Source organism: Camelimonas fluminis (assembly GCF_014656355.1).
In the GTDB taxonomy this organism is placed as follows: domain Bacteria; phylum Pseudomonadota; class Alphaproteobacteria; order Rhizobiales; family Beijerinckiaceae; genus Camelimonas; species Camelimonas fluminis.
Genome location: NZ_BNCG01000003.1, coordinates 215,380 through 231,274 on the forward strand (window position 1 = coordinate 215,380; position 15,895 = coordinate 231,274).

13 protein-coding genes are annotated in these 15,895 nt (G+C 64.1%); 5 read left to right on the forward strand and 8 right to left on the reverse strand.

Features of this window, described 5'->3' with window-relative positions; all coding sequences use genetic code 11:
• Positions 1-102 precede the first annotated feature (102 nt).
• The 4 genes from hisB to pimC form a co-directional block, all read right to left on the reverse strand.
• Positions 103-690 carry an imidazoleglycerol-phosphate dehydratase HisB gene (gene hisB, locus IE243_RS06200; protein ID WP_191318468.1) on the reverse strand — a complete coding sequence of 196 codons (588 nt, stop codon included), beginning with the start codon at positions 688-690 and terminating at the stop codon, positions 103-105.
• 117 nt (positions 691-807) lie between these two features.
• On the reverse strand, positions 808-2,142 hold the full coding sequence (locus IE243_RS06205; RefSeq protein WP_191318469.1) for a TAXI family TRAP transporter solute-binding subunit: 1,335 nt from the start codon (positions 2,140-2,142) through the stop codon (positions 808-810).
• 248 nt (positions 2,143-2,390) lie between these two features.
• The gene (locus IE243_RS06210; protein ID WP_191318470.1) at positions 2,391-3,542 is read right to left on the reverse strand and encodes an acyl-CoA dehydrogenase family protein; all 1,152 of its coding nucleotides are present in this window, start codon (positions 3,540-3,542) and stop codon (positions 2,391-2,393) included.
• Positions 3,543-3,640: 98 nt separating this feature from the next.
• Entirely contained in the window at positions 3,641-4,837 is a 1,197-nt protein-coding gene (gene pimC, locus IE243_RS06215; protein ID WP_191318471.1) for a pimeloyl-CoA dehydrogenase large subunit, read from the reverse strand.
• Between the two features lie 586 nt (positions 4,838-5,423).
• Here pimC and IE243_RS06220 point away from each other — a divergent pair.
• Complete coding sequence (locus IE243_RS06220) at positions 5,424-6,134, forward strand: GntR family transcriptional regulator (protein ID WP_191318472.1); 711 nt, start codon at positions 5,424-5,426, stop codon at positions 6,132-6,134.
• An 18-nt stretch (positions 6,135-6,152) separates the two neighbouring features.
• Here the strand turns inward: IE243_RS06220 and IE243_RS06225 are convergent, their stop codons facing one another.
• Positions 6,153-7,205: a cyclase family protein gene (locus IE243_RS06225; protein ID WP_191318473.1), complete on the reverse strand. Its 1,053-nt coding sequence runs from the start codon at positions 7,203-7,205 to the stop codon at positions 6,153-6,155.
• Positions 7,206-7,352: 147 nt separating this feature from the next.
• Entirely contained in the window at positions 7,353-8,546 is a 1,194-nt protein-coding gene (locus tag IE243_RS06230) for an ABC transporter substrate-binding protein (RefSeq protein WP_191318652.1), read from the reverse strand.
• 324 nt (positions 8,547-8,870) lie between these two features.
• Here IE243_RS06230 and IE243_RS06235 point away from each other — a divergent pair, with 324 nt between their 5' ends.
• From IE243_RS06235 to hslU, 3 genes are all read left to right on the forward strand, one after another.
• Positions 8,871-9,869, forward strand: a complete 999-nt coding sequence (locus IE243_RS06235; protein WP_191318474.1) for an NAD(P)H-dependent flavin oxidoreductase — start codon at positions 8,871-8,873, stop codon at positions 9,867-9,869.
• Between the two features lie 167 nt (positions 9,870-10,036).
• Positions 10,037-10,624, forward strand: coding sequence for an ATP-dependent protease subunit HslV (gene hslV, locus IE243_RS06240; RefSeq protein WP_280514578.1), 588 nt, complete (start codon positions 10,037-10,039; stop codon positions 10,622-10,624).
• A 183-nt stretch (positions 10,625-10,807) separates the two neighbouring features.
• Positions 10,808-12,115 (forward strand): ATP-dependent protease ATPase subunit HslU, encoded by a 1,308-nt coding sequence (gene hslU / locus IE243_RS06245; protein WP_191318475.1) that lies wholly within the window; start codon positions 10,808-10,810, stop codon positions 12,113-12,115.
• 16 nt (positions 12,116-12,131) lie between these two features.
• Here the strand turns inward: hslU and IE243_RS06250 are convergent, their stop codons facing one another.
• Complete coding sequence (locus tag IE243_RS06250) at positions 12,132-13,373, reverse strand: MFS transporter (RefSeq protein WP_191318476.1); 1,242 nt, start codon at positions 13,371-13,373, stop codon at positions 12,132-12,134.
• Between the two features lie 164 nt (positions 13,374-13,537).
• Between IE243_RS06250 and murJ the strand changes: the two genes are divergently transcribed.
• Positions 13,538-15,127 (forward strand): murein biosynthesis integral membrane protein MurJ, encoded by a 1,590-nt coding sequence (murJ, locus tag IE243_RS06255; RefSeq protein WP_191318477.1) that lies wholly within the window; start codon positions 13,538-13,540, stop codon positions 15,125-15,127.
• Here murJ and IE243_RS23845 read toward each other — a convergent pair.
• A complete protein-coding gene (locus IE243_RS23845; protein ID WP_308432020.1) occupies positions 15,097-15,759 on the reverse strand; it encodes a Smr/MutS family protein in 663 nt (220 codons plus the stop codon). The two genes, murJ and IE243_RS23845, sit on opposite strands and share 31 nt — an antisense overlap.
• Positions 15,760-15,895: the final 136 nt, after the last annotated feature.

Consider the following 15,895-nt stretch of genomic DNA (forward strand, 5'->3'; position numbering starts at 1 on the left):
ATGGATGGGAAAACACCCCATGAACGAAATAACGCCTGCCCTGCCTGAAAAATACCCCGGTCGCTTCCGGAAGCGGGAATTTACGCCCGCACCGCCGCAGCGTCAGAGCGCGCCTTTGGTGGAGGGGATCCGGCCGCCTTCGCGGGCGTCGATCGCCACGGCCTTGCGCAGGGCGCGCCCCAGCCCCTTGAAGCAGCTTTCGGCGATATGGTGGCTGTTGAGACCGTAGAATGTCTCGACATGCAAAGTGAGCCCGGCGTTCATGGCGAAAGCCTGGAAAAACTCCCGCACCAGCTCGGTGTCAAATGTTCCGATCTTGCCGGAGGTAAATTCGGTGCGGAACACCAGGAATGGCCGCCCCGAAATGTCGACGCAAACACGGGACAGGGTTTCATCCATCGGAACGTGAGCGTCGGCGTAGCGGACGACTCCGCGCTTGTCGCCAAGCGCCTTGCGGAAGGCTTCGCCAAGAGCAATGCCGCAATCTTCCACGGTGTGATGGTCATCAACGTGCAGGTCGCCGTCAGCATGAACCTTGACGTCGAACAGGCCATGACGGGCAAACAGGTCCAGCATGTGATCGAAGAAACCAACGCCGGTGGCGACGTCAGCCTTGCCGTCCCCGTCCAGATTAATGGAAACGGAGATTTTGGTTTCGTTGGTCGATCGCGCGACTTCGCCCGCACGCATGGAGCGCTCTCCTGTCCCGTAGCCTGCGCTTTTCAGCAGCTACCCAATAACTGACCGGCGGAATGACAGGGCCATGGCGGCCGGTTCAGGTTCGTTTGACGCATAAAACGTCGCCAATCAACTGCCAGGCGCCTGCGTCGGCAGGAATCGCTGTCCGGCCGCCTCGGTTGAGGCGACGGAAAGACGGGCGCGGGCATCCGTTATCTGGGTGCGCCACCAGTCGAACGCCAGATTGATGGCGGCAAGATCATCGGCGGACAGTTCACAATTGGCGGCCCGCTCGAACACTGACGACAGCAGAAGCTCCACCCGGGTCTCCGCTTCATCCAGCTGTGGCGGCGACGTAACCGTCGCCAGGCTGGCCCCAACGGCCCGAAGCTCACCCAGCACCCGCATCAGGCGACGACGACGGCCCAACGCAAACCGGGCGGTGATGGCGGTGGCGAAGGAGGCGACGCCGCCGATCACGAACAGGCCGAGATAGAGCGCATCGCTGTAGCGGTCGAGCAGGCCGGTATTTTCGCCATCCCGGAAGGCCCGGGCGCCCTGATGCACCAGCACCGGGGAGTCCTCGGGATCCGGCACTTCATAGTGATCGTAGCCCGGCGCGGCGCGGCGGATGGCGGAGCGAACGGACAGGAATTGCTGCAACAGCCGTGAAACCTTGCCTTCATCCAGATCCGCCCGGGCCATCAGACGCACCGGAGCGGCCACCGTACCCTTCTGCTTCGCAGGCAGCGGCGGATTGCCGCGAAAGATACCGGCGGGAATGGAAACGGTTTCCAGATCGCCGACCCGTTGCGCCAGCGCCTCGGCCTCGGCCATGTCGATAATGGCGATGCCGCCTGGGCTGGTTTCGGCGATCCGGCGCACGCTGGCGGCAACAGCGGGGGCGGTCACCGAGCCCAGCAAAGCGAACGCATCAAAGCGGCGCGACGCCAGGGCGTCGGTCAGTTCCGCCGGCTGGATGACGGCGCTCTTCTGCGAGGCGCCCACGAGGCCATAATAGTCGAACAGGGCGTTCAGGCGGTTGCCGGGCTCAGGGCCTCCGAACGCCAGAACGCCGATGCGCTTGCCGGAAAGGGCGCTGACATCCGTGGCGTCATCCACGCCGGGGGCGACAATGACCAGGGCCTCACGACGGAGCAGGAGAATGGCTTCGGCGGTGGCGGCGGCGATATTGTCCGAGCGTGCAACGCCCAGATCGATGGCGCCGGCGTTCAGCGCCGTCGCCACCTCGGCGGCGTTGCGCAGCACCACCATCTTCAGGCGGATTTCTTTTTTGCGCTCGCGAAACGCCTGGTCGGCGATCTGCATGACATGTCTGCTGATCGCGTCATCCGCCGTCACGCCGACGCGCAACTGGGTCGGCTGAACAGCAATGTAAATCACGCCGCTGACGGCGGCGATACAGAACAACAAGGCCGCCAGAAGCATACGGACGTCAGTCATTGCGCGTCACCAGCCCAGGCAAATTGCAGCAAGAGAACCCTTTGAAGGATGCCGTCGGAAGGCGGGGAATTCATGGCGTCGCGCCATGGCATGAGAATGGCCTCGGATGAGCGACCTGCAATGCTGCCCCCTGGGGCTTCGACCGGAGGTGGACGGGGCGGGCGCACCGGATTTCAGCGTCACAATGTAAAACCCGGCCTGCCAGAGCGACAGGCCGGGGTTTCAGAATGTCAGCGCTGCCGCCCGTTTCAGGCGGCCGGGAGCAGGCCGCCGAGGTCCGACAGGATGCCGAGGTGATGGTCGGCGTCGCCGAACATGGCGTCGATCATGGTAAGACGCTTGAAGTAGTGGCCGATGGCGAACTCGATGGTGACGCCGACGCCGCCATGAAGCTGCACGCCGTTCTTGCCGACGACGCGACCGGAGCGGCCAACCTGAACGCGGGTGGCGGCCATGGCGCGGGCGCGCTCGTTCGCATCGCCCTCCTGGGCCATCATCGTGGCGTACATGGCCATGCTGCGCGCCTGCTCGAGCGCGGTGAACATGTCAACGGCCTGGTGCTGCAGCGCCTGGAAGTTGCCGATCGCCTGGCCAAACTGGTTGCGCGTCTTGATGTATTCAACAGTCAGCTCAAGCGCCCGCTGCATGGCGCCAACAGCTTCCGCCGAAGTGGCGGCGATGGCGTCGTCATAGACGCGACGGACAACGGCAAGGCCGTCGTCCTCGCCGCCCAGCAATGCGTCGGCGCCAACGCGGACGTTAGCCAGGTCGATGTCGGCCGCGCGCAGGCCGTCCTGGGTGGCGTAACCGCGGCGGGCCAGGCCCTTGGCGTCCGCCGGCACGAGGAACAGAGCCACGCCGTTTTCGGCGGTCTGATCACCGGAGACGCGGGCGCTAACCACCAGCAGATCGGCGCTGTCGCCATGCAGGACGCCCGATTTGGTTCCGTTCAGAACCCAGCCATCGCCGTCACGCTTCGCCGTCGCTGCGACATTGGCGAGATTGTACCGGGCCTGAGGCTCGGCGTGGGCGAGAGCAAGCTTGAGGCTGCCTTCGGCGATTTGCGGGATAATTTTCTGCTTCTGCGCAGCGCTGCCGGCGCGACGCAGGGCGCCGCCGCCCAGCACCACCGTCGCCAGATAAGGTTCGAGAACCAGGGCGCGGCCAAGCGCTTCCATGACGATCATGGTGTCGACGGCGCCGCCGCCAAAACCACCGTCTTCTTCGGCGAACGGCAGGCCGAGAATGCCGAGCTCCGCGTATTGCGCCCACAGCCCATCGCTGTAGCCCTTCGGCTCGGCGCCATAACGCTTGCGCGACTCGAAATCGTATTTGTCGGCGACCAGACGCTCGACACTGTCTTTCAGCAGGCGTTGCTCTTCGCTGAGGTCAAAATCCATGACTGACTTTTCCTTTGCCGGCTCAACAGCGTTTCAGCGCCGGAGCCCGAATAACGGAAACTTCCCGGCCCACCGGGCCGGGAAGCGGCGCCTGCCTCTCAGAGGCCCAGCACCTGCTTGCTGATGATGTTCTTCTGGATTTCGTTCGATCCGCCGTAGATGGAGACCTTGCGATAATTGAAGAAGTTGGGCGCCGAGGTCAGGGCCCATTCCGGCGCCGCCGCCGGCTCGTTGCGACCGTCCGCCCCATGCGGCTGGTAGGCAAGGGCTTCGGGGCCAGCCAGCTCGACCATCATCTCGGTCAGCGTCTGCTGGATTTCCGAGCCCTTGATCTTCAGGATCGACGAAGCCGGATCGGGCTTGCCTTCCAGGGTCGCCATATTGGCGACGACGCGCATCTGGGTCATTTCCAGCGCCTTAAGCTCCACCTCAATGGCGGCGAGCTTTTCGCGGAAACGGGCGTTCTCGATCATCGGCGGATTGCCGTGGCGCGATTCGGACGCAAGCAGCTTGATGCGGCGCACGCGCTCCTTGGAGGCGCCGACGCGGGCAATGCCAACGCGCTCGTTGCCGAGCAGGAACTTGGCGTAGTCCCAGCCGCGATTTTCCTCACCGACCAGGTTCTCCGCCGGAACCCGCACATCGTCGAAGAACACTTCGTTAACTTCGTGACCGCCCTCGATGGTGATGATGGGGCGCACGGTGATGCCTGGCGTCTTCATGTCGATCAGCAGGAAGCTGATGCCGCGCTGGGGCTTGGCCGACGGATCGGTGCGGACGAGGCAGAAGATCCAGTCAGCGTGCTGGGCGAGGGTCGTCCAGGTCTTCTGGCCGTTGACCACGTAGGCGTCGCCATCGCGCCGCGCGGTGGTCTTCAGCGAGGCGAGGTCCGAGCCGGAACCTGGCTCCGAGAAGCCCTGGCACCACCAGTCGTCCAGATTGGCCATGCGCGGCAGGAAGTGCTTCTTCTGCTCTTCCGAGCCGAACTGGATGATCACCGGACCACACATGCTGGCGTTGAAGGCCAGCGGCTCTGGCGCGGGCGCGCCCATCAACTCTTCACGGAAGATGTACTGACGCACCGGATCCCAGCCAGTGCCGCCCCACTCGACCGGCCAGTGCGGAACAGCCCAACCCTTCTTGTTCAGGGTGCGCTGCCACTCGACCTGCTCTTCCTTGCTGACGTGATGGCCCGCGCGAAGCTTGGCGCGCAGCTGTTCCGGCAGAGCGGTCCGGAAAAACGCACGCACTTCCTCACGGAAGGCCTGTTCTTCAAGGGTAAAGCTCAGATCCATCCTCTTGTCCTTCCCGTGCGCCATGTCGCCGCATGCCCCAGAGGCAACGGCGGTCCGTTTCTGCTTCCCTCATGGCTGCCGCCAAAAGAGCATTCAGTTGTGGGAGTTAGCCTGCGGCAAGCCGCGGTTTCAGCCCGTCAAACACCATCACTGCACATCACGCGCGACGGAAACCACTGCCCGCCTCTCCCAATGGATGGGCAAGAGTCGGTCAGTGCAGGCGTTTCGAGGCCATCCCCGGACGGCCTGGGCGCCTTTTCCGACATGTGGCACAAGCGAAATTGCCGTCGCGCGCCATGAACAAGGCATGCGGGCCAGTGTTAAGCGGCGGTTTGCATCATGCCAAGTAGCAATTCCGCCTGGTTGCCTTTCGGGGCTTGCACGCGCAGTTTTCCCGATCGGCGCCTCCGGCGCTTTCAATAAAGCGGCCTTCAATTATTGTAACGCCTTATAAATTCCCCATTGCCCGCAGCTTCGCGCGGACCAGGGGTTGTGCTGGCGGCGGCGGCGGTGCATGTAGCGCCCACACCCGCTTCGCATCGCATATATGAAATGACATCCTGTCCGACGGACGGGAGAAAACGCCATGATGTCCGCACTCCAAAAGCAGTCTGATGAACCCTTGGCCCGGGAGAGCCTGAGCAACCAGGCGTATTTCCGTCTGCGTCGCGACATCATGAGCGGCCGGTTCTTGCCGGGCGAAAAACTGAAGTTGCGCGACATCGCGGCGGAACTCGGCGTCAGCCCGACCCCGGTGCGCGAGGCGCTGGCGCGGCTTGTCGCCGACATGGCGGTGGCCCAGCTCGACCACCGCTCGGTGCGCATCCCGCATATCGATCCTGAGCGCTTCAGCGAAATCTGCGTGTTGCGCACCGATGTGGAAGGGCGCTCCGCTGCGCGCGCGGCGGAAATCGCCACGGCGGACCAGGTGGCGGAGCTGGAAGCGATCCATGACCGCATGATCGCCCTGAAAAAGGCCCGCGATTTCAAGGAATCCTTCGCGGAAAACCAGCGGTTTCACGCGGCGTTCTGCGCCATCGCCGACATGCCGCTACACTATCGCATTGCCGAGACCCTGTGGCTGCAAATCGGCCCGCTAATGAACGCGCTGCTGGTTCATCGCCCGACAACCCTGCCCCGTCGCCATCCCCACCACACGCTGCTGGACGGCCTGCGGCAGAAGGACCCCGGACTGGCGCGGCAGGGCGCGGAAGAGGACATTCGCATCAACGCCGAGCCAATGCTGGCGTATCTGCGCAATCCTGACGGCGTCGCGCCGGCGCTTTCCGCCGGCTGACGCCTCTCCGGGGGCAGATCAGACCGTCGCGACGGGCGTTGCCGGCGAGCCCACGGCCCCGGTAAGCCGCAGGGGCGGCGCCGTCAGCATGAAGCGATTGCGGCCATGGTTCCGTAGCCAGTCAGCCAGTGGCGTCAGATGCCACAACTCGCCCAGATGAACCCCAAGCTTGAACAGGCAGTGCTCATGCAAGGGCAGCTGGGCGCAGCAATCGCCGCCGGGGCGCGCCGGGTAGGCCTCAACCGAGTAGTTGTCGGCGATGAGCGCGGCCAGGCCGCTGTCCGTAATCCATTGCAGCAGGCGCCTGTCGCGGCCATCGAGCAGGGCGCAGGCATTTTCGACCGCGAAATGGGTCGGCGCGCCGCCGAGTTCCAGCAGAAACCCGGCGAAGCCCGTGTGCAGGCAGACCATGTCGCCGGTCTCAATCTCGACCCTGTCCTTCTCCAGTATGGCCATCAGCTGGTCATAGCCGACAATCTCGCGCGCCCGGCCGACATGGGCGTGCAGATCAATCATCACGGCGCGGCCCTGCATGCCCTTCACCGCCATGTTCTCGACCCCGAGGCGTCGGGCGCCGGACGTGCTGGGACCGTATCCTTCAGGCGCGCCGGCGTCGACCAAGTCTTTGGGACCAACCACGTCCTCGCCTGCCCGAAAGCCGTTGTAATATAAAGGCTCCGGCACGCCATCGCCATCGGCGTCGAACATGGAGCCGACGTGGGCGAAACTGTCCCACTGGGTTGAATATTGCAGGTGCAGGAGCACCAGATCGTCGCACAGCACGTCGGTGGCGCCGGCATGATCACGCCCCAGCTGGTAGTTCATGTTGACAGCGTCGCCGCGGCGTGTCGGCCTTAGCACCGGCGGAAAGCGCCGCGGGTTCAGTACGTTGCCGCCTGGATATTCCAGCGGCAGGCTGAGGCAGAACGACAGGCCTTCACGAATCTCCGCCGCGCCCTGCTTCACCTTTTCCGAGGTGATCAGGTTCAGTCGCCCCAGTTGATCGTCCGGCCCGAAGTCGCCCCAGGTGGAGCCTTCAGGCCGCTGCTTCCAGCGGCCGGATTGCGTCATGACGTTTCTCTCCCGGATTTATGTTTCACGCGAAACATCGTGCTGGAGAGTCCGTTCAGAACGGCGCCTCCCGGCGCGTGACGCGTTGATGCGGAACCATGGAATGTTCGCACATCAACGGTCAATCACCGCAGCAGATCTGCGGGCTTATGGCTTCTTGACCAGCGGGCAGCGCGATTCGGACAGGGGCTGGAACGCCTCATCGCCTGGAATCGTCTGCAGGATCTTGTAATAGTCCCACGGGCCCTTGCTCTCGGAAGGTGATTTCGCCTCGGCCAGGTACATGTCGTGCACCATGCGGCCATCCTCGCGAATCTTGCCATTGGTCGCGAAGAAATCATTGACCGGCGTTTCACGCATTTTCTTCATCACGGCGTCAGTCGCATCCGTGCCGGCCGCCTGAACGGCTTTCAGATAGTGCATGGTGGCTGAGTAGGTTCCAGCCTGGGACATGCTGGGCATGCGTCCGGTCTTCTCGAAATAACGCTTCGACCATGCCCGGGAAGCCTCATCGCGGTCCCAGTAGAACGCGGTGGTGAGCACCAGCCCCTGGGCCTTGTCGATGCCAAGGCTGTGGATGTCAGACAGGAAGACCAGCATGCCGGCGAGCTTCTGGCCGCCCTGAACCACGCCAAACTCCTGGGCCTGCTTGATGGAGTTCACCGTGTCGTTGCCACCATTTGCCAGCGCAATAATCTTTGCTTTTGAGGCCTGCGCCTGCAGCAGGAACGACGAGAAATCCAGTGTGTTGAGCGGCGCCCGCACCGAGCCGAGCACCTTGCCGCCGCCCTCGCGCACGACCCGTGTAACGTCTTTCTCCAGATCCGTGCCAAAGGTGTAGTCGGCCGTCACGAAAAACCAGGTGTCGAAGCCCTGTTTGACGGCGGCCTTGCCGGTGCCATGAGCCAGGGCGTAGGTGTCATAGGTCCAGTGGATGGACGTGGGCGTGCAGGCTTCATTGGTCAGACGCGCTGAAGCTGGGCTGGTCAGCACCACGATCTTGTTGCGCGGCCTGGCGACTTCCAGCGCCGCCAGCGACGGCGCCGTCGCAGCGACATCCATGATGGCGTCAACATTTTTGGAATCGAACCATTCCCGCGCCAGCGCGGCGGTGATGTCTGGCTTGTTGAGCGTGTCGGCGCTCAAAAGCTCGATCTTTTTTCCGAGAATCTTGCCGCCGAAATCATCGATGGCCATCTGCGCCGCTGCGACGCTGTTGGGGCCAGTGATATCGGCGTAGGGGCCGGACATGTCGAGCAACAGGCCGATCTTGACGGCGTCGCCAGAAATGGCGGGCTTGTCCCCGGCCTTCACGGCCTGCAGGCTGAAAGGCGCGAGCATCGCCGCCGCCAGCGCGGCGCGGCCGGTTTTCCGCAGACATGCAGACGTCATCTTGCGCCAGTGCGCCATGTTTGTTCCCCCCGATTTTATTCAATATTGGTGAAGAAAGCTGGAGCCGTCCCGTCGGAAAGTCAAACCGCCGCCGCGGCTCCGCCGGCTTTTTTGCGTGGCGCATTCTGACAAGTCTGTGGCGCAATCGCGCATTGCCGTCAGCGCGTTATGCGGGCTTCCTGTCAGCCACAATGGCGCTGGCGGAACAGACCTGACATGAAGCGCGCGCGCCGCACCGGATGGACTGGCTGCAGCCAGTCGAGGGAGGAATAGATGAGTTTGCCCAAGATCCTGTCGGAACGCCTGTCGCTGCCGGCGGTCGCCTCGCCGCTGTTCATCGTCTCGGGTCCCGAACTGGTCATCGCCCAGTGCAAGGCCGGCGTCGTCGGCAGCTTTCCGGCGCTCAATGCCCGCCCCAAGGAATTGCTTGACGAGTGGCTGCACCAGATCCGCGAGGAACTGGCCGCCCATGACCGGGATCATCCTGACCAGCCGTCGGCGCCGTTCGCCGTCAACCAGATCGTCCACCGCTCCAACAACCGGCTCGACTATGACGTTGAACTGTGCGTGAAGCACAAGGTTCCGGTGATCATCACCTCGCTGGGCGCCAGGGAGGACCTGAACCAGGCCATCCACAGCTACGGCGGCGTCACGCTACATGACGTCATCGACAATCGTTTCGCCCGCAAGGCTGTCGAGAAGGGCGCCGACGGCCTGATCGCCGTGGCCGCGGGCGCCGGCGGCCATGCCGGCACCATTTCGCCGCTGGCGCTGATCCAGGACATTCGCGAATGGTTTGACGGCCCGCTCGCCCTGTCGGGCGCCATCGCCAGCGGCCGCGCCATTCTGGCGGCGCAAGCCATGGGGGCGGACCTAGCTTATATTGGCTCGGCGTTCATCGCCACGCGCGAGGCCAACGCCCACGAAGCCTACAAGCAGGGCATCGTCGACGCCGATTCCTCGGGAATCGTCTACAGCAACCTGTTCACCGGCGTTCACGGCAATTATCTGCGCAAATCGATCGAGCGCGCCGGTCTCGATCCGGACAATCTGCCGACCTCGGACCCATCGAAGATGAATTTCGGCGACGATGGCAAGCAGGTGAAGCCGTGGCGTGACATCTGGGGCTCCGGCCAGGGCGTTGGTCCGATCAAGGAGATCATCGGCGCCGGTGAACTGATCGCCCGCTTCCGTCAGGAATACGCCGCCGCCCTCGCCGATCTCAACGCCAGGGCCAGCCGCTACAACCGTTTGCCGATGGCCGCAGAGTAATTTTTCCATCAGAAACGAAGCATGCGCAGGGCGGGCGTGATTCAATCCCCCGCCCTGTCGCCAAAGGCGCGGAACCGGCGCGGCCCTGGACCTCCGAAAGGCGCATTTCCGGCGCGACACTGGATTGCCGGCGCCGGAAGCCCTACATGCAGGAGCGATGTTCCAGCATGCAGACGGATCTTTCCATGCCCAGTGACGGCCCGGCCGTTTTTCACGCCACCACCATTCTCATGGTCCGCAAGGGCGACCGGGTCGTCATGGGCGGCGACGGTCAGGTCAGCCTCGGCCAGACCGTTATCAAGGGCAATGCCCGCAAGGTCCGGCGTCTGGCCGGCGGCGGCGTGCTCGGCGGCTTCGCCGGCGCGACCGCAGACGCGTTCACGCTGTTCGAACGGCTTGAGGCCAAGCTGGAGCAATACCCCGCGCAGCTTACGCGCGCCTGCGTCGAACTGGCCAAGGACTGGCGCACGGACCGCTATTTGCGCCGGCTCGAGGCGATGATGCTGGTGGCCGACAAGAACGTCAGCCTGCTGCTTTCCGGCACCGGCGACGTGGTCGAACCGGAGGCCCAGCCGGAAGGTTCGGTGATGGCCATTGGCTCGGGCGGCAATTTTGCCCTGTCCGCCGCGCTCGCCCTGCTCGACACCGACCGGGACGCCGAAGCGATTGTCCGCAAGTCGATGGCGATCGCGGGCGACATCTGCGTCTATACCAATCGCAACCTTGTCCTCGAAAGCCTCGAGATCGCGCGCTAAGCGATTCGCACGATCCGCCACTCGCGCATTTTCCGGTGAAACACCTGCTGTTTCGTCAGAGCATGCCTGGAGCAAAATCCGTTCCAACCGAACCGGTATTTTGCCCTATCTATTTGGTTTGACGCGTTTTCCTGATGCAAGTGGCGTCCACTTTTCTGGAAAACGCTCTAGCATGATGCCGCCATGACCAATTTTTCTCCCCGTGAAATCGTTTCGGAGCTGGACCGACATATCGTTGGCCAGCGTGACGCCAAGCGCGCCGTCGCCATCGCCCTGCGCAACCGCTGGCGCCGGCAACAGCTCGAGCCTGCGCTGCGTGATGAGGTGATGCCGAAGAACATCCTGATGATCGGCCCCACCGGCTGCGGCAAGACCGAGATTTCGCGTCGGCTGGCGCGACTGGCCGGCGCGCCGTTCCTCAAGGTGGAAGCCACCAAGTTCACCGAAGTCGGTTATGTAGGCCGCGATGTGGAGCAGATCGTCCGCGATCTGGTGGAGGTCGCGATCTCCCTGGTTCGTGAAACCCGCCGCAAGGATGTGCAGGCCCGGGCGCAGCTCGCTGCTGAAGAGCGGGTGCTTGACGCCCTGGTCGGCTCCACGGCCGGCGCCGCCACACGCGAATCATTCCGTCGCAAGCTGCGCGACGGTCTCCTCGACGACAAGGAAATCGACATCGAACTGCAGGCTCCCTCCAGTGGAATGCCGATGTTCGAATTGCCCGGCATGCCGGGCGCTTCCGTCGGCGCCATCAATATCGGCGACATCTTCGGCAAGGCCATGGGCAGCCGCACCAAGGCGCGCCGCACCTCCGTGCGCGAAGCCTTTGAGCCGCTGATGAGCGAGGAAAGCGACAAGCTGCTTGATCAGGAGCAACTGGTCCAGGAGGCTATCCGTCAGGTCGAGAACGACGGCATCGTTTTCCTCGACGAGATCGACAAGATCTGCGTGCGCGAGCACCGTGGCGGCGGCGATGTTTCACGTGAAGGCGTGCAGCGCGATCTGCTGCCGTTGATCGAGGGCACCATCGTCTCCACCAAGCACGGCCCGGTGAAGACGGATCACATCCTGTTCATCGCCTCCGGCGCCTTTCATGTCGCCAAGCCATCTGACCTGCTGCCCGAGCTACAGGGTCGCCTGCCGATCCGCGTCGAGTTGAGTTCGCTGGATGAAAGCGATTTCCGCCGCATTCTCACCGACACCGAGGCCAACCTCATCCGGCAGTCCATCGCCATGATGGCGACGGAGGGCGTGACGCTCGACTTCACCAGCGACGCCATCGACGCCCTGGCGCGCATTGCGGTGGAGGTGAACGCCTCGATCGAGAACATCGGCGCGCGCCGGCTTCAGACCGTGATCGAGCGCGTGCTCGACGATATTTCCTTCACTGCCGCCGACCGCGCTGGCGAGACCGTCCGCATCGACGCCGCCTATGTGGAATCCCGCCTGGGCGAACTGGCGCGGAACACTGATCTCAGCCGTTTCATCCTGTAACGGCTTCACCCATCGCTCACTCCGGGCGGCTACGCAACCGCCCGGCGAACCACACCACCAGTAGCGGCGTCAGAATGGCGGCGACAATCAGCCCAGGCTGGCCGCCCCAGCGGTCAAACATCGGCCCGATGACAGCCACGCCCGCCGTCTGGCCAATGAACAGCGCGGATGCGAACAGCGACACCGCTGAACCACGCGCCTCCGGCGCCATCTGCGTGGCGTTGGTCTGCAGCGTATTGTGCAGCATGTAGAATGACAGGCCACAAATCGCTGACGCGACAACGGCGCTCCACAGCACCGGGGTGATGGCGATCAGCGTGAAGGCGACGGCCAGACCAACGCCGCCCCAAATCACCAGACCACGCTCGCCGAACCGTTTGACCATGGTCCGGGCGTTCAGGGCGTAAGTCAGTCCGCCAAAACCAAAGACCGCGAGGATAGCGCCAGCGGTTCCGGGGCCAACGCCGAAGCGACGTTGCAGTTCCGAGCCAACATAGGCCCAGCAACCAAAGACGATGGCGCCTTCCAGGAAGACCATGACGATGACGGTGCGCGGCCATGGCCGCGCCAGAAGTCCCAGCATCTGCAATACGCCGCGTCCTACCCCTCCGGCGCCCGAACGCACCGGCGGCGGATGATCCTTGCGGAACATGTCGGCGGTCAGGCCAGCTGAGGCCAGCACGTACAGCAGCGCCAGCACCACGAACACATGCCGCCAGCCCATGATCTCGCTGAGCAGGCCACCGAACGCCTGGCCGAACACCAGTCCCAGGATCTGGCCGCTCATGAATTTGGCCAGCACCGACTGGCGCTGGTCGTAGGGCACGACGTCGCCGATCCACGCCATGGACAGGGGGATGATGGCGGCGGCGGTGGCTCCGGACAGCAGTCTGGTCGCGGCCAGCACATGCAGGGAGCCGGCGAAGGCGCTGGCGATGACGCCGAGCGACGACAGGAACGTGGCGATGGCGACCAGACGATATTTGCCAAAGGCGTCGCCGACGGGACCATAGACAGCCTGAAGCAGCCCGTAGGATATGGAGAAGGCGGCGACGATCAGTCCAGCCTGGCCCGGCGTGGCGCCGAACTCCCGGCCGATTTCCGGCAGCAGGGGATCGGCGACGCGCGCAGTGGCGGCGCTGACAAACGACGCCATGGCAAGGAACAGGATTGCCCTGCCCGGCGCGGACGGTGATCCGGCGGATGGCGCAGGATCATGGGCTGGCGCTTGCGGGCGATCTGAAGCCATATCGGTCATGAATATGCGTTCTGGTGGAGTGGTCATTCGGTGAACAGGTCTGCGCAAAAGGCAGTGGCCTCAGGACAACCGACCATAGGTGAGCGCCGGCGTGAAGCCCAGTCATGCTTGTCAGGGCTGCGTGGCTGCATCGCCGGCAAGCGATCTGTTGTGGCGGGCCGCCCATGAAGCTGGCGTCGCCAGCTGCGGCGGTTGGCCTCGCTGCGATCGTATCCCGTTTGCTGGGCTATGCGCGCGATGTGCTGGTGGCAAACCTGCTGGGCGCCGGCCCCATGGCCGAGGCATTGCTGGCTGCCCTGCGGGCGCCCAACGCCTTGCGCCGCACGCTCGGCGAAGGCGGGCTGAACGCGGCCCTCACCCCGATTTATTTGCGCCTGCGCATGCAGGAGGGCCACGTCCACGCCGCTGCCTTCGCCCGGACGACGCTGATACTGGCGACCCTTGCGCTTGGCATTCTGGGCGCCTTGCTGGCGCTGAGCGCGGGCGTGGTCATCCACCTGTCAGCGCCTGGCCTTGAAAGTCGCCCCCAGGACTTTGATCTGGCGCGCTGGTGGTTCGTGCTGATGACGCCGTTTATCAGCGTCGCGACCCTGGCGTCGATTGCCGCTGCGTTTCTCAACGCCGAGCGGCGTTACGTCATCGCGGCCCTGGCCCCGGCCATCGTCAATGCAGCGCTGGTGGGAGCTTATCTGGCGATCCCACACGTCGCCAGCACGCCCCAGACCATGGGCGCGCTGATGGCGCTATCCCTGAGCATCGGTGGATTGCTGCAGCTGGGACTTGTCCTCTGGCCGCTCATGCCGGCTCTGCGCCAGGCGGCCAACGGCCTGCAACCCGGCGTGATGGCGGGCATCGGCAAGGCTTTGCGCCTTGGCGCGCCGGCGCTGGTTGCAACGGCAAGTTTCCAGATTATCGGCGTTGTCGCTTCGGCTATTGCCTCGCAGGAGCCAGCAGCCCTGGCATGGTTTTACTACGCAGACCGGTTGTTCCAGTTGCCGCTTTCATTAGCCGGCGTCGTAATAGGGTCTGTCGTGCTGACGGAGCTTGGGGCCAATCGTGTCAACGCTTCTGAAACGCCAGCACCGCCGGGTAATGACATGCTGGACCATGCGCTTGTCTCTGCGCTCGCCATTGGTTTGCCGGCCGCAGCGGCGCTGTTTGTGCTGGCGGAGCCGATCATCCGGACATTGTTCGGGCGGGGCGCGTTCTCCAGCAGCGACGTTTCCGGCACGTCGCTGGCCCTGATGGCCATGGCCCCAGGCCTGCCTGCCGGCGTTGTGGCGCGGGTTCTGTTGCAGGAGCTTCTGGTGCGCGAGAAAGCCCTGGCGTCCGCCGCTTGCGGCATCGCTGGCATTACGGTTACTGCCCTGACGGCCGTTCTGCTGACGCCGCATTGGGGCGTCAGTGGCGCCGGCGCAGCCGTCGCTGCGGGTCTGTGGGCGCAATGCCTGGCCATTGCATCGATCCTGACATCCCGGAACTGGTGGCGACCGTCGCGGGCAATCGCCCGGCCTGTTCTGGTTCAGACGTTGGCGACTGCAATCATGACTGCAGCGCTCATCCTTGCTGGAAGTGGGCCGTTACTCGCTCATGCAAGCGGTGTCCGCCGCCTCACCGCCCTGCTGCTGCTATGCGCCGCGGGCGGAGCCATCTATGGCGCCATTATCTGGATCGGCGGCGGCGGCCTTCCCGGATCGGGTTTCCGCAAACAGAGAGCTGGCTGTCAGCGACTTCTGCGACGCAACCGCACATAGAGGGCCCCGAGACCACCATGGCGCTGGTCCGCCACTTCATAGCCAAGAACAATGTCCCTGAGTTCGGTCGATTCCAGAATGAAGGGAGCCAGCCGTCGCAATACGCCGCGTTCGCTCCGATCGCCATGCCAGAGTGGCGCATCATCTCGCGCCGGCGCGCCCTTGCCCGTCACCACCAGTACGGTGCGGCAACCCGCAGCCGCGGAACGCAGCAGAAATGTTCGCAAAATATGTTGGGCTGCATCCTGACGTACGCCATGCAGGTCAAGTTTGGCGTCAATCTGCACGGCGCCCCGAACCACGGCCCGACGCTCCTTCCGGGCCATGGCGACCATGGGAGGCAGGGCTGCTGGCGCCAGTGGCCCAACGGACAGATCTCGCAGGCTCCTGGCCTTTCTCGCGGGTTGGGAAGCTGTTTCCTGAGCCTGTGACGGAGGCGAAACAATCTGTTCCACTGGCTGTGGTTCAGCGGAGAGTGACGGCGGCGGCCGACCCGGGAGCGGCGTCACGGTCCGCGCAACCGTTTCCCACAGGAGGCGCTCCTGCCGGTCAAGCTCCCGCGAGCGTTTGCGCGTCATACGGAACTCCAGCCAGGTCATTTGCGGCCGGTCAGGCAAAGTCTGAACCAACATAGTCCGGCGACGTATATCCGGCGCAACCGAAATGCTTCACGTGAATCATACCCGCCGGACGGTCGTCTTTGGCGTTCCAGCTGCCCGCAAGCTTTCTACATCCGGAAGCGCATTAACGAAATGGAGCGTTTCCATG